This is a genomic window from Methylocystis iwaonis, assembly GCF_027925385.1.
Classification (GTDB): Bacteria; Pseudomonadota; Alphaproteobacteria; order Rhizobiales; family Beijerinckiaceae; genus Methylocystis; species Methylocystis iwaonis.
This window is the reverse complement of record NZ_AP027142.1, coordinates 2,863,229-2,880,188: the sequence shown is the minus strand read 5'-3', so window position 1 is coordinate 2,880,188 and position 16,960 is coordinate 2,863,229. Positions and strand designations below refer to the sequence as shown.

The window sequence follows — 16,960 nt, the reverse complement described above, 5'->3', positions numbered from 1 at the left end:
GTTTGCGGCCGGGGCCGCCTCTTGCTAGGCAAAGCGCGTCAATTTTCGCAGGCAACCTCCCATGACCGAGACGAGGGCGCTCGACGCCCACGGCGCCAGCCGGAAAATCGCCGCAGCCAAGGCCTCCATCGCCGCGAGCGCGCTACTCGCCGTGGCCAAGCTCGCCGCCGGCCTCTGGTCCGGCTCGCTCGCGCTGCTCTCCGAGGCTGGCCACGCCTTTGTCGACACGGGCGCGACGGCGCTGACCTATTTTGCGGTGCGCGAGGCGGAGAAGCCGGCGGACGCGGAACATCATTACGGACATGGAAAATATGAGGCGCTCGCGGCGCTTGTCGAGACCGGCCTGCTCTTTGGCCTGGCGCTCGTGGTTGTCGGCGAGGCGATCAGGCGCCTCGGCGGAGAGCAGGTGACGATCGAAACCGGCTGGCCGGCCTATGGCGTGCTGGTGGCGTCGATCCTCATCGATTTCGTGCGCTCGCGGCAGTTGGCCGAGATCGCGCGGGAGGAGCGCAGCGACGCGCTCGCCGCCGACGCCCTGCATTTCGCCAGCGATCTCGTGTCGTCAGTTCTGGCGCTGATCGGCGTGGCGGCGGCGCATTTCGGCTTTCCGCAGGGCGACGCGCTCGCCTCCTTCGGCGTGGCGGGCTTCATCGCCATCGCCGGCTACCGGCTCGGCCGGCGCACGATCGACACTTTGGTCGACGTGGCGCCGGGCGATCTTACGCCGCACATCGAGCGGGCGATTCTCAACGTGCCGGGCGTCATCACGCTCGACGAATTGCGGCTGCGCAGCGCCGGCGCGGAGATTATCGGCGACGCGACGATCGGCGTCGCGCGCACGCTGCGCGTCGAGCAGGCGGCGCGCATCAAGGCCGCGGTCTCGGAGGCCATCCTCGCCGCCGTCCCGCATGCGCGCGTCACCATCACCGCCGACGCCAGGGCGCTCGACGACGAGACGGTGGTCGAGCGCATCATGCTCGTCGCCGCGCGCCGCCATATCACTGCGCATCACGTTATCGCCCAGCAGATCGGCGAGCGCTTGTCGATCGGCCTCGACATAGAACTCGACGGCGTCATGCCGATGGGGCGCGCTCACGCCATCGCCACGGATTTCGAAAGCGCCATTCGGGACGAATTCGGCGCAGACGTCGAAATCGAGACCCATATCGAGCCGCTGGCGCCGCATGTGCTCGTCGGCCGCGACGCGCCGGATGAACTTGTGCGGGAGATCGCGGCGGCGCTCGATCGCCACAGCGAGCAAGTTGGCTATATCGCCAATGTGCACGACGTGCGCGTGCGTGAAACCTCCGGCGGGCTCGTGGTGAATTATCACTGCGCCGTCGACGCCAGCGTGCCGGTCGAGACGGTGCATGAAGCGGTCGATGGGTTGGAGCGCCGGATGCGCGAGGAATATCCTCAGATCCTGCGCATCGTCGGCCATGCCGAGCCGGCCGATCATGATTGAGCGGCGGCGCGCCTGAAGGCGCGCGGTCCGGACCGCGGGCCTTCAGGCCCGCCTTAAATCAAGGCAAGACATGAAGACCGAGAAAGAAGAAGCGGCCGCAGACGTCTCCGCCATGCCTTTCGAGAAGGCAATGCAGGAACTCGAGAGCATCGTCGGCGAGCTGGAGAAGGGCTCCGTCTCGCTCGACGAATCGGTGCGCCTTTATGCGCGCGGCAAGGCGCTGCAGGAGCGTTGCGAGAAGCTGCTCGCCGAGGCCGAGGCGCGGGTCGAAAAGATCACGCTCGGCGAGAATGGCGCGCCCAAGGGCGTTGCGCCGCTGGACGTGGATTGAGGGCTTACTACAGTTTCCGTTTGAACAGCTCGCATTGGGGTTTGTCATTCCCGGCGGGCTGAAAGCCCGACCGGGAAACCAGAGCCACAAAAGCGCTGGTTTTGCTCAGAGCCCGTCATTGCGAGCGAAGCGAAGCAATCCAGGGCAGCGATGCGGCACTGGATTGCTTCGTCGGCTCCGCCTCCTCGCAATGACGGCGGTAATTCCGATCGCTCGCTTTGCGAGCGTCGGGAATGACGCCGACCCCAGCCGACTCGTATTAATCGCCCAGCTCTTCCTTGGCGGCGCGGATCGACAAGACGCGCACGCGCGCCATGAAGGCCCAGGAAATGAGCAGCGCGAAAGGCACGAAGATCGCCCCGGCCATATCCGCGGAGATCGCTTCCGGCAATGCGCCCGCCTCCTTCAATCCCTTGGCGATGAAGGCGAATAGCCCCACGAGATAATAGGCGAGGCCGGCGACCGAAATGCCCTGCACCATGCGGTTGAGCCGCATCTGCAGGCGCGTGCGACGAACCATGTCGTCGAGCAGGGCGCCGTTTTGCCGCTCCATCTCCAGCGTGATGCCGGTGCGCATTAGGTTGGTCGTGCGGGCGACATCGGTCGAAAAGCGCGTCTGTCGCGCCTGCACGGCGTTGCAGGTTTCAATCGCCGGATCGAGCCTTGCGTTGAGGAAGCTCGAAATGGTCGGATATTGCCCTTCCTTGGCTTCCTGCAATAATTCCAGCCGGCTTTTCACCAGCGCATGATAGGCGCGGCTGGCGCTGAAACGGAAAGTCGTGCGCGTCGACAGCGCCTCATTGGCGGCCAGAAGATCGGAAAGCCGCTTGAGCAGCGCCTGATTGCTGCGCGACTCGTCGCGACGCAGCGCATTGGTGATTTCGGACAGCTCCTCTTCCATCATCGTCAGCTCGGGAGAAACCGCGCGCGCGAGCGGAAGGCCGATGAGCGCCATGCTGCGATAGGTCTCGACTTCGAGAAGACGCTGCGCGAGACGCCCGGCTTCGAGCGGCGGCGCCTCCAGTATGCGGATGGCCATGCGCGTGAAGCCATGAGCGTCGACGGCAAAGTCGGTCAGCGCCTGGGCGCCGCCGGCCTTGCCGATTTCGATGACACAGAGGCTCTGCGAATTGAAAAGCGCGGCCAGCTCGTCGAGCGGCGTTTGCCCGTCGATGACGCATAGATGCGTGGCGACGATCAGCGGCCCCGGCGGACGAAAGGCGATCTCGCCGCGCGTGAGAGGATCGGCGTGATCGAAAGGCTTTTCCGCCCCTATGCTGGTCGACCAGCTATAGGTCGTGAATTCCGCGTGCTGCTCCCAGCGCAACTGCCAGCCGTTGAACGCGAGATGATGGAACTTCGCGTCGGGCGCCGGCGGTTCGAGCCGATGCGTTCGCGCCAATTGTTCGAGCGCGGCGCGGTCCGCGAGGGCCTCCTCGCGATTGGTCGCGAAAGCGAAATGATAGACGCGGCGCGGGACCTGCAGCGGCAGGAAAGGCCGCGCATGCAGCTCCGCGAGGATCGCCGCGCGCGATTCGTGCTCGATCCACTGCGCGCCCGTAATTGGCTTGTTCATTCCGCTTACCCGATCAGCCTATGCGCGATCCAGCCAATCAAGAGCGCGAGGAGCGTCGTGAAGACGGCCATTCCCGACCAGACGGAAACGCCGGTGACGACGCCGCCTTCCTTGAAGGCGTTGCGCAGGCCGGCGCCGAGGATGAGCCACGGCGCCGCCACGCCGGCGATGATCGCATACCAATACCAATCCATTGCCTGCTCCGAGATCCGCGCGATGGATAGCATGCGTCAGAAAGCTTTTTCTATGCGTCCGGGCGTCACCAGCAACATTTCCGCCCGCCCGTCGAGCGAGGCGAACAACAGCGGATCGGCGCCCGTCATCCAGACTTGACCGCCCAGCGCCTCTAGCTCGCCGAACAACGCCTCGCGCCGCTTCGGGTCGAAATGCGCGGCGACCTCATCCAAAAGCAGCAGGGGCGCCTTGCCGGTCATTTCTCCGACAAGCCGGGCATGCGCCAATGTGAGCCCCATCAGCAGCGCCTTCTGTTCGCCTGTCGAGCAGTCGCGCGCGGCTTCGTTCTTGGGGCCGTGGCGCACGGCGAGGTCGCTTGTCTGCGGTCCGGTGAGCGTGCGGCCGGCGGCGGCGTCGCGGCGTCGCGTGTCTCGCAGCGTCTCACGAAAGCGCTCTTCCACCGCGAGCGCCGGCGCCTCGGCGAGCATGTTCTCGATCTCGCCTTCTATTGCGATGTCCGCCCAGGGGAAGACGCTTTCGCTGGCGACGATCAACGACGCAAGCCGCGAGACGGTCTCCCGCCGCGCCGCCGCCACGGCGACGCCGAGCGCGGCGATTTCCTGCTCGGCGGCGTCGAGCCAGCGCTTGTCTAAGACGCCTTCCTCCAGCAGCCTGTTGCGGTTGCGCAGCGCGCGTTCCAGCTTGTTGACGCGCGCGCCGTGGTCGGCGTCGACGCCGAGCGCCAGGCGATCGAGAAAACGCCGGCGCTCGCCTGCCGGGCCGTTGAACAGACCGTCCATCGCCGGCGTCAGCCACAAGACGCGCAGATGGTCGGCAAAGGCGCGGGCGGAGGAAACCGGCGCGCGGTCGATGCGAAATTGCCGCTCGCCCTCGGCCGAGAGCCCGTGACCGAGCTGCGCCGTCATCCCGTCCGCTTCGATCTCGATCGACACGGCGAAGCCGCCGGAGCCGTCGCGACGGGCGCATTCGGACAGCTCGGCGCGGCGCAGGCCCCGGCCCGGCGAAAAAAGCGAGAGGGCTTCGAGCACATTGGTCTTGCCGGCGCCGTTCTCGCCGACAAGCGCCACGAGCCGCGCGTCGATCTCGCAGCGCGCCTGAGCATAGGAGCGGTAATCGGCAAGCGTGAGGCGCCGCACGCGCGGCGCGGGCAGGGAATCGGCGCGCGTCATTCGCCGTTAGATAACACCAATGGGAGGGACGCGTCGCCGAGCCGCCGTCATTGCGAGCGAAGCGAAGCAACCCAACGCCACACCATGGCTCTGGATCACTTCATCGTTGCGCGCGTTCGAATGTCGGATTTCGGACGCGCGCCGGCCATGGCCGCTTTGGCCTTGCGCCCAAAGTCTGTATTCTCCGCGCGCATTCATCGGGGAGTATCCGCCTTGCCGCGTCCAGAGATCATGCAAAGCCTTGAGGGGAAGAGGGTTTTGCTCGTCGTTGGGGGCGGGATCGCGGCCTATAAGTCACTCGACCTCGTGCGTCGCCTGCGCGAGCGGGGGGCGCGGGTGCGGGTGGTCATGACCGCCGCCGCCAAAGAGTTCGTCACGCCGCTCGCCTTCGTCAGCCTTGCAGGCGAAAAGGTTTACGACGATCTCTTCTCGGCGACGGACGAGCACGAGATGGGCCATATCCAGCTCTCTCGCGACGCCGACCTCATCGTCGTGGCGCCCGCGACCGCGCATCTCCTCGCGCGCGCCGCGCAGGGTCTCTGCGACGATCTCGCCACGACGCTCCTGCTTGCGACCGACAAGCGCGCCCTCTACGCGCCCGCCATGAATCTGCGCATGTGGCTGGCGCCGGCGACCCGGCGCAATGTCGCGACGCTCAAAAGCGACGGGGCCTTGTTCGTCGGCCCCAATAGCGGAGAGATGGCCTGCGGCGAATATGGCCCCGGCCGCATGGCCGAGCCGCTGGAAATCGTCGCCGCGATAGAGCAAGCGCTGGAAAGCGACACGCGGCTGTCCTTGCCCGCCGTCGAGCCCGGCGCGCTGGCCGGCCGCCATGTCGTCGTCACCTCGGGGCCGACGCATGAAGCGATCGACCCGGTGCGCTATATCGCCAACCGTTCCTCCGGCAAACAGGGCCACGCCATTGCAGCCGCCGCCGCCATTGCGGGCGCGCGGGTGACGCTGATCTGCGGGCCTGTGATGCTCCCCGATCCGCCTGGCTGCGACGTCATCCACGTCGAGAGCGCCCGCGACATGCTTGCCGCTGTCGAGCAGGCGCTGCCGGCCGATGTTTTCGTCGGCGCCGCCGCCGTCGCCGATTGGCGCGTCGAGGCGGCAACGCAGAAGATCAAGAAAGAGCAGGGGGCTGAGGCCCCGAGCTTTGCGCTTGTCGAAAACCCGGACATTCTGGCGAGCGTCGCGCGCGCGCAAAATCGGCCGCGGCTCGTCGTCGGCTTCGCGGCGGAGACCACCAACGTCATCGCTCACGCCCGCGAAAAGCTTGCCCGCAAAGGCTGCGATCTGATCGTCGCCAATGACGTGTCGGAAGGCTCCGGCGTTTTCGGCGGCGATGAGAACGAGGCGCATCTCGTCTCGCCGATCGGCGTCGAAAGCTGGCCGCGCCTGCGCAAGGAGGCCGTCGCCGAGCGGCTCGTTGCGCGGCTCGCGGAAATTCTCAATGAAAAAGAGGCCGCTGAATGAAAGTCTCCATCCGCCGCCTCACCAATGGCGAGGGCCTGCCGCTCCCCGCCTATGCCAGCGAAGGGGCCGCCGGGCTCGATCTCTATGCGGCGCTGCCCGCCGGGCAGAAGCTCGTGCTGGAGCCGGGCGCGCGCGATCTGATTCCGACCGGAATCCAGATCGCCTTGCCGGAGGGCTATGAGGCGCAGTTGCGGCCGCGTTCGGGGCTCGCCGTCGAATATGGCGTGACCGTTCTCAACGCGCCGGGCACCATCGACAGCGACTATCGCGGCGAGGTGAAGGCGCTGCTCATCAATCATGGCGGCCAGCCCTTCGAGATCACCCGCGGCATGCGGATCGCCCAGCTCGTCGTCGCGCCGGTCGTGCGCGCGATCTTGGAGGAGGTGGCGGATCTCGACGAAACCGCGCGCGGCGCGGGCGGTTTCGGCTCGACCGGCCTGCACGGGGGCGGTGAGGAATGAAGCTGCTGCCGCGACCGGCGCGATTCGCTTTGATGGCGGCGCTCGACGTCGCCCTTTATGCGCGCGGGCGTCCCGTCTCGTCGAAGGAGCTTGCCGCGCGCCACGATCTGCCGCCGCGCCGGTTAGAGACGCTGCTGCAGGCGCTGGTGCGCGCCGGCATATTGAAGAGTGTGCGCGGCCCGGCTGGCGGCTATGAGCTGGCGCGCGAACGGCGCCGACTCTGCGTCGGCGAGATCGTGCGCGTCGCCTTGCGCGCCGAGGAAGAAGAGGATCAGGCGCCCGCGCTGCTCGTCGCCGTGCTCGAGCCGCTGATCGCCGAGACCGAAGAGGCGGCGCTGGCGCGGCTCGACGACATCACCCTCGAGGATCTCTACGCCCGCGCCATTGCGCTGGGCTTCGGCCAGAAAGAGCCCGCGACTGACTTCGATATTTAGAAGGAGGCCCAGATGAGCAGCTACGAGACGATCGACGTCGAAACGCATGGCCGTGTGGGCCTCATCCGCCTGAACCGGCCGCAGGCATTGAACGCCCTCAACGCGCTGCTGATCAGCGAGGTCGACTGCGCTTTGGCCGGCTTCGAGGCCGACGACGGCGTCGGCTGCGTGGTGGTCACCGGCTCGGAGAAGGCCTTCGCCGCCGGCGCCGACATCAAGGAGATGAAGGACAAGAGCTTCGCCGACGCTTATCTGAGCGACTTCATCGGCCGCTGGGACACGGTCGCGCGCGCCCGCAAGCCGATCATCGCGGCGGTCGCCGGTTTCGCGCTCGGCGGCGGCTGCGAGCTCGCCATGATGTGCGACTTTATCATAGCCGCCGATACGGCGCAGTTCGGACAGCCTGAGATCAAGATCGGCGTCATCCCCGGCGCGGGCGGCACCCAGCGCCTGACCCGGGCGATCGGTAAGGCCAAAGCCATGGACCTCGTGCTGACCGGCCGCATGATGGGGGCGGAGGAGGCCGAGCGCTGCGGTCTCGTCGCGCGAATCGTCCCCGCCGCCGACCTTGTCGCAGAGGCGCTGAAGGCGGGGGCGGCCGTCGCCGTCATGTCGCTGCCGGCGGCGATGATGGCCAAGGAGGCGGTGAACGCTGCTTTCGAAACCACGCTCACAGAGGGCGTGCGCTATGAGCGCCGGCTGTTTTATTCCCTCTTCGCCACCCAGGACCAGAAAGAGGGCATGGCGGCTTTCGTGGAGAAGCGGAAACCCGCTTTCCAAAATCGCTGAGGCGGACCGCGAGCCTTCAGGCTCGCTCAAAATGCGGGCCGGAAGGCCCGCGGTCCAAATGCGCATCGCCATTGACGAAAAAAAGGGGCGAGCCTATAAGGCATGCGACGTGGCCGCGATTTCGCGGCCGCAATGTTTTCGGGCGGCCATGAGTCGCTGTTACAGCTTCGAGGACAGATAAGACATGGCCAATACAGCTTCGGCCAAAAAAGCCGTTCGCAAGATCGAGCGCCGCACCGCCGTCAATCGCGCGCGTCGCAGCCGCATGCGCACCTTCGTGCGCAAGGTCGAGGAGGCGATCGCTTCCGGCGACGCGTCGCTCGCCGCCGCTGCGCTGCAGAGCGCCGCGCCGGAGATGATGCGCGCCGCGCAGAAGGGCGTCATTCACAAGAACACCGCCTCGCGCAAAGTTTCGCGCCTGAGCGCCAGCGTGAAGGCGCTTGCAGCGAAGGGGTGAGATTTCTCGCCTATTGCGTGCAGCTTACTCCGATTTTGGAGTGATTGGCGATACTCTTAAGGCCCAGCTCTGCTGGGCTTTTTTTATTTCTGGCCTCTGGTGGCGCAAACTTTGCCCGCGCCATTCGGACGCGCACACAAAAAATATCGCGTAGCGGTTGCGCGCAGACGAAAGTCCTCGGATTCAAGCCCTTGTGACCAAGTCGTCAAAAAGGCCTATCCAGATGGCCACTTGACATCTTTACGACAGTTAATTCACGCGCATTCCAAGTGCATAATGCGGAAAATCGGATTTCCTTTTATTCCCAGAGCTGAATCATAAGTTTACAGCCTACTTTGCGCCGTAAAGTCTTGCATCGGCGCCACAGGCGAGGCGAAAGGATGACGTCACATTGATGTCGATCATTGCGCGGATGAGGCGCCGCGTGTAGGTTCTTTTTTGTCGAACGAAAGCGATTATCGCCCACCATCAGCTACAGGCTGAGCACACAAAGGGAGCGACGATATGTCGAGATCCTGCTCGAAAAGCCGAGGCTTCCGGCGAGCGATTGCTTTCCCTCCTGTTCGATTTGAAATTCACGAGATCAGTTCGCGGGGCTGCTGAGTTCAAAGCAGTCAGGCGGGGGCGTTAGAAATCCAGGATCCTGCGATTCTGGAAACCGGGGGTTTTGTCATGAGAAGACAGCGGCGGGCCAATGAGATTGGAGTGCTGCGTAGAGTGCGTGAATTCTTCTCACGGCGTTCAATTGATTTTGTCCCCAGCGTCTATCTCGATCGTATAAGCGGCGAGGCGAGTAGCGAAGGGTTTGCGCTAGGTCCGCCCTGCTGAGCGTCGCCGACTGAGACTATTCTAGCAACCATCTGCGTCTATCTGAGCGAATTCACGTCGCCCGCGCGCTGCGGGCGCGACGGAACGCGTATTCTCGAAAAAGGTCACGAATGCTGGATCGCGCCATGCAACACGACGGGATTTGCCCGGAAGATCAAAAGCGCTGGGAAGGCGTACGTCAAAGGTTGCGCGCCGAGCTCGGCGACGCCGTTTACAGCTCATGGTTCACGCGCCTGGAGCTCGATCGCCTGAACGCCGGGACCATCTATCTCAGTGTGCCCACCAAATTTTTGAAGAGCTGGGTGCAATCGCACTATGCGTCGCGCATCAAGGCGCGCGTGTCGAATGAGTTCGAGAATATCGAGCATGTCGTGATCGACGTGCGTTCCTCCGCGCGCAAGGCGAAGCCGCGCGATGGCGTCGGCGAATCCGAGGCGCTGACGCCGCATTTGGCGGAGAAGCCGCAGACGCCTTACGTTGTCGCCGCAGAGCCCGTCGAGACTTCCGCCGCACAACGGCGGCCGGCGCGCGCCGTGGCGCCGCGCGGCGAGAACGACTCTGTCGTCGGTTCGCCGCTGGATCGCCGCTTATCCTTTTCGACCTTTCTCGTCGGGCCTTCCAACCAGCTCGCTTACGCGGCCGCATGCCGCGTCGCAGACGCCCGGCCCGGCGACACGCCAATGTTCAATCCGCTCTACGCCCATGCGGCGGTTGGGCTGGGCAAGACGCATCTTCTGCAGGCGCTTGCCCATGCGACGAACGATAATCGACGTCGCGCGGTCTATCTCACGGCCGAACGATTCATGAGCGGCTTCGTTTCGTCGCTGACCACGCAGACGGCGCACGCCTTCAAGGAGCGGCTGCGCGCCATCGACATGCTCATCATCGACGATGTGCAGTTCCTGCAAGGCAAATCGATTCAGCAGGAGTTCTGCCACACGCTCAATGCGCTGATCGACGCGGGGCGTCAGGTTGTCGTCGCCGCCGATCGTCCGCCGTCCGATCTCGAAACGCTGGACGAGCGCGTGCTGTCGCGTTTCAAAGGCGGTCTGTGTGTCGACATCGGCCCCCTCGACGAATCCCTGCGCGCAAAAATCCTGGGCGCGCGCATCGCCGCCGCCCAAGAGATGCAGCCGGGCTTCCATGTGCCGCCGGACGTCATCAATTATGTCGCGCGCACGATCGTCACCAACGGCCGCGATCTGGAAGGCGCCGTCAATCGTCTTCTGGCGCATGTCACGCTCAACGGCGCGCCGCTGACCGTCGAGACGGCGGAAACGGCGATCCGCGATCTGGTGCGCACGCAAGAGCCCAAACGCGTCAAAATCGACGACATCCAAAAGCTCGTGGCCTCGCACTACAATATTTCTCGCTCTGACATTCTGTCCTCGCGCCGCACGGCGAATGTCGTGCGCCCCCGCCAGATCGCCATGTATCTGTCGAAAGTGTTGACCTTGCGCTCCTTGCCCGAAATCGGGCGGCGCTTCGGCGGCCGCGATCACACGACGGTGCTGCACGCTGTCCGAAAGATCGAGGAACTCGTCTCCAAGGACAAAAGCCTTGCGGAAGTCATCGATCTTCTGAAACGCATATTGAACGAGCAATAAGCCTCACCGCTGGAGCCTGCCGGCCTTTCTCCGCGCCTTGGCTCCGATCATGCATAGACGCACAGATTGTCCGGCTTCGCAGACCCTTTCGCACGCATAAGGCGGGGGCGCGACGCTGGCCTGTGCGAGAAGGTCCGCTGCATGACGGACAAAGAGCAATGGGTCGTCTGGAACGGCTCGCTGGGCGTCCTGGATATGGTGACGATCGGCCATATCGAGGCGCGCGAGGATGGCAGGCGCGCCTATCTTGCGCCGCCCTATGGCGTTGTCGGCCCCTTTAGCCTCGACGAGCTCGAGGCGCAGGGGCGGATCGCCTTTGGCGAATGCCTCGTCATGTCGCGCCAGAGGTGGCAGGAAGATCAGGTCGAACTGCGCCTCGAAGCGCGGGAAAAACGCCGGGCCTTCCAGTTACAGTTTCGTTTCACCGAGTCGGATCAGGAAGAGCACCGCGAGACGCTGAATTTGCCAATTGAGGGCGCGCTCACGCCGTCGGAGATCAACGCCGCCTTCCGGCGGCTGGCCAAGACCGCGCATCCCGACGCCGGCGGCAGCGCCGAGGAATACCGCCGGATCGCGGAGGCGCGCGACGCGCTTCTCGAGCAATTCGCGGCTGCGTCATAGGGCGCTTGTCATTCCCTGCGGGCCGCAGGCCCGACCGAGAATTCAGAGCCTCCCGTCATTGCGAGCGAAGCGAAGCAATCCAGAGCCGCGATAGCTGCCCTGGATTGCGTCGTCGCTTACGCTCCTCGCAATGACGGCTGGCCGATATAGCGCTGGTTTTGCTCCGGATTCCAGATCGCCCGCTCTGCGGGTGCCGGGAATGACAGTCGCATAAACCTATCGCCCGGTTTTCACCATCGTCCAAAGCCGCGTGATGAACTTCTGCTGAGGCTGGTTCGGCGTTGTGACGGTGAAGAGGCGGCGCATGGTCGTGTCATTCGGGTAGACCGAAGGATCATCGGCGATCGATTTGTCAATCAAGGCGCGGGAGGGGCCGACCCCATTGGCGAAATTGGTGGCCTTGGTGTTGCGCGCGGCGACATCGGGCCGCAGCAGATAATCGATGAACATATAAGCCTCGGCGACATGCGGCGCGTCGACGGGCATGGCGAGATTATCCATCGACATCAGCGTGCCTTCGCTCGGGATCGCATAGGCGATCTCGACATCCGAGCCCGCCTCGCGCGCGCGGTTGCGCGCCTGCAGGCTGTCGCCGGCCCAGCCGATGGCGAGGCAAATGTCGCCATTGGCCAGCGCGTTGATATATTCCGAGGAGTGGAATTTCTTGATGTAGCGCCGCAGCCCCACGAGATGATCGGCCGCGCGCTTGAGATCAGCTTCGCTCTTGGAGTTGGGATCGAGCTTCAGGAAATTGAGCGTGATGGCGAAAATGTCTTCGGGACTATCCAGCACATAGACGCCGCAGTCGGCGAGCTTTTTCAAATTCTCTGGGCGCAGCACCTGTTCCCAGCTCGTGATCGGCTTGCCGATGCGCTCCCTGATCTTCGCGACATTATAGGCGACGCCGGTCGTGTACCACATGTAATTGATCGCATGGGCGCTGCCGGGATCGTAGCTCGACAGCCTTCCGTCGATCTCGCTCCATATGTTCACCGCATTGGCGAGGCGTTTGCGGTCGATGGGTTGCAGCACGCCGGCTTTGATCTGGCGTTGCAGAAAGGTCGCGGAAGGCACGACGATGTCATAGCCGGTTGCGCCGGCAAGCAGGCGCGACTCCAGAATTTCATTGGAATCGTAGGTGTCGTAGACGACCTTGACGCCAGTCTCGCGTGTAAAATCCTCGAGCACGCCGGGGTCGATGTAATCGCTCCAATTGAAGATATTGACCACGCGCTCGGCGGCCGAGGCGGGAGCGCAGGCGAAAGCGAAGAGGAGGGCGGCGAGGATTTTCGTCATGAGCGGCCGGCTGGAGGGGCGCGGCTTGCGCCGCATGTCGCGGGCGGAGATTATCATGCTCGCGCGGGAGAGACGATGCACTCCAATCTGCTTCCATCGGCGGAAGCCGGACGTCCCGAGACGACCCGGCATGTGACGCGCGGCGCGCGGCGCTACCTGCGCGCCTGCGGCTTCGCCGTCATCGCTGAATTGCCTTTGCCCAATGGCACGCGGGCCGATCTGGTCGCGCTCGCGCCCGACGGCGGATTGCGTATCGTCGAGGTGAAATCCTCGCTCGAGGATTTGCGCGCGGATCAGAAATGGACGCGCTACCGCGACTATTGCGACCGATTCTATTTCGCCATTCCCATGGCGCTCGACGTCGAACTCTTCCCCGAGGACGCGGGCCTCATCGTCGCCGACGCGCATGGCGCCATGCTCGCCCGCGAAGCGCCGAGCCTGCGCCTCGCATCGGCGAGCCGAAAGGCGATGCTGGTGCGCTTCGGCGCCTTGGCTGCGGAACGCTATTGCGCGCTCGCCTTCGGCGATGAGCGGCTGGAGGGGTGAGTCAGAAACCGGACCGCGCGCCTTCAGGCGCGCTTTATGTAGAGCGCGCCGACTACGACAAGATAGCGTTGCCGCCCCTCGTGCTTCGAAACGCCTGCTGCGCAGCCTCCTCAGCATGAGGGGCTTCTGCATCTGCGCCAAACACTTAGGCCTCATCCTGAGGAACGAGCGAAGCTCGGGTCTCGAAGGAGGAGGCCGCCTTGGGAGGCGTCACCAAACCGAGCGCGCCTGAAGGCGCGCGGTCCAACTCCTCAGCGCGGCGCGCGCTTCGCCAGGATGCGCTGCAAGGTGCGGCGGTGCATGTTGAGGCGCCGGGCCGTCTCCGAGACATTGCGGTCGCAGGATTCGAAGACGCGCTGAATATGCTCCCACCGCACGCGGTCGGCGGACATGGGGTTTTCCTGCGCGTCGGGCTTCTCGATCGAGGTGGCCATCAGCGCATGATAGATTTCGTCGGCGTCCGCGGGCTTGGCGAGATAATCGAAGGCGCCGAGCTTCACCGCGGTGACGGCGGTGGCGATATTGCCGTAGCCGGTCAGGATAATGCCGCGCGCGTCCGGCCGCGCCTCCTTCAACTTCTCGATGACGTCCAGTCCGTTGCCGTCTTCGAGCCGCATGTCGACGATCGCAAAGGCGGGCGGCCTGTTTTCGAGCGCCGCGAGTCCTTCGGCCACCGTCTCGCATTGGGTGACGACGAAGCCGCGCGCCTCCATGGCGCGGGCCAGGCGATGCAGGAAGGGTTTGTCGTCGTCGAGAACGAGCAGCGACCGGTCCTCAGGCAGCGGCGGAATGGCGAGCGTATCGGCTGGCTCCGTGGCAGCGTGTTCCGTGTCGCCGATGTCCTCGCGATTCATGCCCCGAGCCCCCCAGAGTGATTTTTGTCAAGTAGACTACAACAAGGATTTTACGACGTCGACTCTGGCGCAGCAGTCGTAAAATCAAAAAGACACGTAATTTTTTCGAGGCGTCAAAAAATTACGCCGCGACGCCCAATCGGAGAGCGCGGCGGATATTCTAGGCGTCTGTCGACTTCAGCTTTGCGGCCGGTATTTCAAGCAAGGCGCGAGGCCAGGTGACCTTGACGATGGCGCCGGTGCGGGGCGGCGAAACATTATAGGCCTCCACTGTTGCGCCGGAGCGTTCGAGTAAGGTCTTGGCGATAAAGAGGCCGAGCCCCAAGCCCGACTGGCTGTCGTTCTTGGTGCGGCGGTCGGTCGGCCGGCCGCGCAGGTAAGGATCGCCGAGGCGATCGAGGATGGCTGGCGTAAATCCCGGGCCATCGTCCTCGATGGAAATGGTCACCAGGTCGCGCGACCACCAGGCGTCGATTCGCACGCGTGATTGGGCGAAATCGATGGCGTTTTCCACGAGATTGCCGAGACCGTAGAGAAGGCCGGGATTGCGCGCCAGCGCCGGGGACGGGGTCGAGCCGTTGCTGCGCTTCGAGATTTCGAGCTTCACGCCGAATTCGCGTTGGGGCTCGACAACCTCCTCGATGAGCGTGTCGATGGAGAGCACGTTCATCATGGTTCCCTGATCGGCGCCGAGCGAGGCCAGCTTGCCGAGGATCTCGCGGCAACGCGCGGCCTCCTGCGCAAGGAGATCGAGATCGTCCTTCAAGCCTTCCGCCGGGCAATTGGCGGAGGACTTCTGCAATTCGCGTGTGATGAGGGTAATCGTGGCGAGGGGCGTGCCGAGCTCATGCGCAGCGGCCGCGGCGAGCCCGTCGAGCTGGGAGAGATGCTGCTCGCGCTCCAGCACCAATTCGGTCGCCGCAAGCGCCGTGGCGAGCAGCCGGCTTTCATCGGAGACGCGTGCGGCATAGAGCGCGATGAAGGCCGCCGACAGCGCGAGGGACGACCAAATGCTGGCGCGGTAGAGCAGCGGGAATTTGAGCTGCTCGTCCTCGTACCAGGGCAAGGGCTCGAATTCGACGCAGAGGAAGGTCGCCGCGGCGAGCATGACGATGCCGAGGAAAAGCGTGAGATTGCGCGGCAGCGAGACGGCCGAGATCGTCACGGGCGCGAGCAGCAGCATGACGAAGGGGTTGGTCACGCCGCCGGTGAGATAGAGCAGGAAGCTGAGCTGCACGAGGTCGTAGCAGAGCAGCACCACGGCTTCGAGATCGCTCAGGCGGAACGTGCCGGACGTGCCGAAACGCAATCCGAAATTGAGCGTCGCGGAGGCGACGATGAAGACGAAGCAGAGCCCGACGGGAAATTCGAAGTTGAGAACCAAATAAACGAAGAGACAGGCGATGCTCTGGCCGAGAATGGCGATCCAGCGCAGGAAAATCAGCGTGCCGACGCGCAGGCGTCGGCTATCTTCGTCATAGACGTCGGGTTTCATGCTTCTTTTTCCGGCGCCGGGCGGCGCTTGTCAAAGGCCGACGCCACGAGAGGCGCGCCAAATCCGCCATTGCCGCCGCAGCGGCGAGATGTCGCTCATTCCCCGGAGCGGATCGTAATCCGCGGCGCCGACCCGCGCCAGATAGGCCGGAACCGTCGCGGCCGCCAGCAAAGCCTCTCGGCCCTTGGGCAGTGCGCCCGCTGCGCGGCGCGCCGCGTCATAGTGGGTTTGCGCCTTGTCGCGCAGCTCCGAAAGGGCCGCGCGCAGGGCGGGGGTGTTAGCGTGAATGTCGGCGCCATGGCGCGCCAGCAGATCGGCCGGGAGTAGGGCGCCCGAGGGGAGGCGCAGCACGCGGGCGATGCCCAGCGCCATGCCGGCGTCGTCGAAAGCCGGAGAGTCCGGCGCGCCGAGAATGCGCGCCGCCCAGCGGATGGGGCCGGCGGCGGTCGTGCGGGCATAGGTTTCGAGGGTCGCCATGTCCGGCATTTGATCGTCGTAGAGATCGGCGACATGGGCGTCGGCGAGCGCGATCAACTCCTCGCGCGGCAAAGCGAAGCGCTCGATCGTGTCGATCAGCGCGTCGGCGATCGGGTGGGCGCGGGTTCCCTCGGAAACGTCATTCGAGAGCGCGTCGGTCCACCAGCGCAGCCGCATCTCGCCGAGCAGAGGCTGCGAGACTTTCGTGCGCACCTCGGCGGCCTCGAGCGCATAGGCGTAGATGGCGTGGATATGTTTGCGCGCAGCCGGCGGCGCGAAGAGGCTCGCGAGCCAGAGATCCCGGTCGCGCTCGCGCAGCGCCGCCTCGCAGAGGGCGTAGTGGTCGGGGGCGGCGGTCACGATGAGGCGGAATGCTTGCGCGCCTGAAGGCGCGCGGTCCATCGGGCGCCTCCGGACCGCGCGCCTTCAGGCGCGCTCAGGAGCGGTTGCTCTGGATCACAGGGGAGCGAGCCGGGCGCCTTACCCATCACACTGCAATCAGCAGCGCGCCGACCTGGCGGCCTTCGTCGATGAGCATGTTGTAGGTGCGCACGGCGGCGCCCGTCGCCATGGTTTCGCAGCCGATTCCGGCGTCGCGCAATTTGGCGCGCAGCGCCGAGGCGAGCGGCATCAGATCCTTGCCCGTGCCGACGATGAACAGGTCGAGCTCGCCCGAATCGGACAGCGCCAGATCGATCGTCGCCGCGTCGATCTCGTTCCAGGCGCTTGGCGTGATCGCGCGAATGCCGGTGGGCAGGGCGAGGATCGAGCCGCGATGCGACATGTCGGCGAAGCGGAAGCCGCCATTGCCGTAATCGTCGATCTTGTAGCGGCCCGGGACATAGCCCTGCGGGTCGGTCATGATGCGCGCCTTTTGCGT

Annotated in this window: 18 protein-coding genes; 10 read left to right on the top strand and 8 right to left on the bottom strand. The window is 64.9% G+C overall.

The window, feature by feature from the left end:
* Positions 1–61: 61 nt before the first annotated feature.
* The gene (locus QMG84_RS13895) at positions 62–1,465 is read left to right on the top strand and encodes a cation diffusion facilitator family transporter (protein ID WP_281928614.1); all 1,404 of its coding nucleotides are present in this window, start codon (positions 62–64) and stop codon (positions 1,463–1,465) included.
* Between the two features lie 70 nt (positions 1,466–1,535).
* Positions 1,536–1,796 (top strand): exodeoxyribonuclease VII small subunit, encoded by a 261-nt coding sequence (locus QMG84_RS13890; protein WP_281928611.1) that lies wholly within the window; start codon positions 1,536–1,538, stop codon positions 1,794–1,796.
* Between the two features lie 259 nt (positions 1,797–2,055).
* Here QMG84_RS13890 and QMG84_RS13885 read toward each other — a convergent pair whose 3' ends face one another.
* The 3 genes from QMG84_RS13885 to recF are packed head-to-tail and all read right to left on the bottom strand — an operon-like array spanning position 2,056 to position 4,736.
* A complete protein-coding gene (locus QMG84_RS13885; RefSeq protein ID WP_281928609.1) occupies positions 2,056–3,372 on the bottom strand; it encodes a DUF3422 family protein in 1,317 nt (438 codons plus the stop codon).
* A gap of 5 nt (positions 3,373–3,377) precedes the next feature.
* The gene (locus QMG84_RS13880; RefSeq protein WP_281928607.1) at positions 3,378–3,566 is read right to left on the bottom strand and encodes a hypothetical protein; all 189 of its coding nucleotides are present in this window, start codon (positions 3,564–3,566) and stop codon (positions 3,378–3,380) included.
* A gap of 36 nt (positions 3,567–3,602) precedes the next feature.
* Positions 3,603–4,736 (bottom strand): DNA replication/repair protein RecF, encoded by a 1,134-nt coding sequence (gene recF / locus QMG84_RS13875; protein WP_281928606.1) that lies wholly within the window; start codon positions 4,734–4,736, stop codon positions 3,603–3,605.
* A gap of 231 nt (positions 4,737–4,967) precedes the next feature.
* On the opposite strand from recF, the gene coaBC reads away from it, so the two are divergent.
* The 7 genes from coaBC to QMG84_RS13840 all read left to right on the top strand — a co-directional run bounded on the left by coaBC (position 4,968) and on the right by QMG84_RS13840 (position 11,412).
* Positions 4,968–6,215 carry a bifunctional phosphopantothenoylcysteine decarboxylase/phosphopantothenate--cysteine ligase CoaBC gene (coaBC, locus tag QMG84_RS13870; RefSeq protein WP_281932012.1) on the top strand — a complete coding sequence of 416 codons (1,248 nt, stop codon included), beginning with the start codon at positions 4,968–4,970 and terminating at the stop codon, positions 6,213–6,215.
* Positions 6,212–6,676, top strand: a complete 465-nt coding sequence (dut, locus tag QMG84_RS13865; RefSeq protein WP_281928605.1) for a dUTP diphosphatase — start codon at positions 6,212–6,214, stop codon at positions 6,674–6,676. Before coaBC ends, dut begins: the two co-directional genes overlap by 4 nt.
* Positions 6,673–7,110, top strand: coding sequence for an RrF2 family transcriptional regulator (locus tag QMG84_RS13860; RefSeq protein ID WP_281928603.1), 438 nt, complete (start codon positions 6,673–6,675; stop codon positions 7,108–7,110). The genes dut and QMG84_RS13860 overlap by 4 nt, the downstream gene beginning before the upstream one ends.
* A 12-nt stretch (positions 7,111–7,122) precedes the next feature.
* On the top strand, positions 7,123–7,899 hold the full coding sequence (locus tag QMG84_RS13855; RefSeq protein WP_281928602.1) for an enoyl-CoA hydratase: 777 nt from the start codon (positions 7,123–7,125) through the stop codon (positions 7,897–7,899).
* 184 nt (positions 7,900–8,083) lie between these two features.
* Positions 8,084–8,356: a 30S ribosomal protein S20 gene (gene rpsT, locus QMG84_RS13850; protein ID WP_165055313.1), complete on the top strand. Its 273-nt coding sequence runs from the start codon at positions 8,084–8,086 to the stop codon at positions 8,354–8,356.
* 938 nt (positions 8,357–9,294) lie between these two features.
* Positions 9,295–10,791, top strand: coding sequence for a chromosomal replication initiator protein DnaA (gene dnaA, locus QMG84_RS13845; protein WP_281928599.1), 1,497 nt, complete (start codon positions 9,295–9,297; stop codon positions 10,789–10,791).
* A 141-nt stretch (positions 10,792–10,932) separates the two neighbouring features.
* The gene (locus QMG84_RS13840; RefSeq protein ID WP_281928597.1) at positions 10,933–11,412 is read left to right on the top strand and encodes a J domain-containing protein; all 480 of its coding nucleotides are present in this window, start codon (positions 10,933–10,935) and stop codon (positions 11,410–11,412) included.
* A 216-nt stretch (positions 11,413–11,628) separates the two neighbouring features.
* On the opposite strand, the gene QMG84_RS13835 is transcribed toward QMG84_RS13840, so the two are convergent.
* The gene (locus QMG84_RS13835; RefSeq protein WP_281932010.1) at positions 11,629–12,708 is read right to left on the bottom strand and encodes a polyamine ABC transporter substrate-binding protein; all 1,080 of its coding nucleotides are present in this window, start codon (positions 12,706–12,708) and stop codon (positions 11,629–11,631) included.
* 75 nt (positions 12,709–12,783) lie between these two features.
* Between QMG84_RS13835 and QMG84_RS13830 the strand changes: the two genes are divergently transcribed.
* Positions 12,784–13,254 (top strand): MmcB family DNA repair protein, encoded by a 471-nt coding sequence (locus tag QMG84_RS13830; protein WP_281928595.1) that lies wholly within the window; start codon positions 12,784–12,786, stop codon positions 13,252–13,254.
* Positions 13,255–13,505: 251 nt separating this feature from the next.
* On the opposite strand, the gene QMG84_RS13825 is transcribed toward QMG84_RS13830, so the two are convergent.
* The 4 genes from QMG84_RS13825 to QMG84_RS13810 all read right to left on the bottom strand — a co-directional run bounded on the left by QMG84_RS13825 (position 13,506) and on the right by QMG84_RS13810 (position 16,942).
* Positions 13,506–14,108 carry an ActR/PrrA/RegA family redox response regulator transcription factor gene (locus tag QMG84_RS13825; protein ID WP_281928594.1) on the bottom strand — a complete coding sequence of 201 codons (603 nt, stop codon included), beginning with the start codon at positions 14,106–14,108 and terminating at the stop codon, positions 13,506–13,508.
* Between the two features lie 160 nt (positions 14,109–14,268).
* Positions 14,269–15,603: an ActS/PrrB/RegB family redox-sensitive histidine kinase gene (locus tag QMG84_RS13820; protein WP_281928593.1), complete on the bottom strand. Its 1,335-nt coding sequence runs from the start codon at positions 15,601–15,603 to the stop codon at positions 14,269–14,271.
* Positions 15,604–15,633: 30 nt separating this feature from the next.
* A complete protein-coding gene (locus QMG84_RS13815) occupies positions 15,634–16,482 on the bottom strand; it encodes a phytoene/squalene synthase family protein (protein WP_281928592.1) in 849 nt (282 codons plus the stop codon).
* An 85-nt stretch (positions 16,483–16,567) separates the two neighbouring features.
* Positions 16,568–16,942, bottom strand: coding sequence for an Mth938-like domain-containing protein (locus QMG84_RS13810; RefSeq protein ID WP_281928590.1), 375 nt, complete (start codon positions 16,940–16,942; stop codon positions 16,568–16,570).
* Positions 16,943–16,960 lie beyond the last annotated feature (18 nt).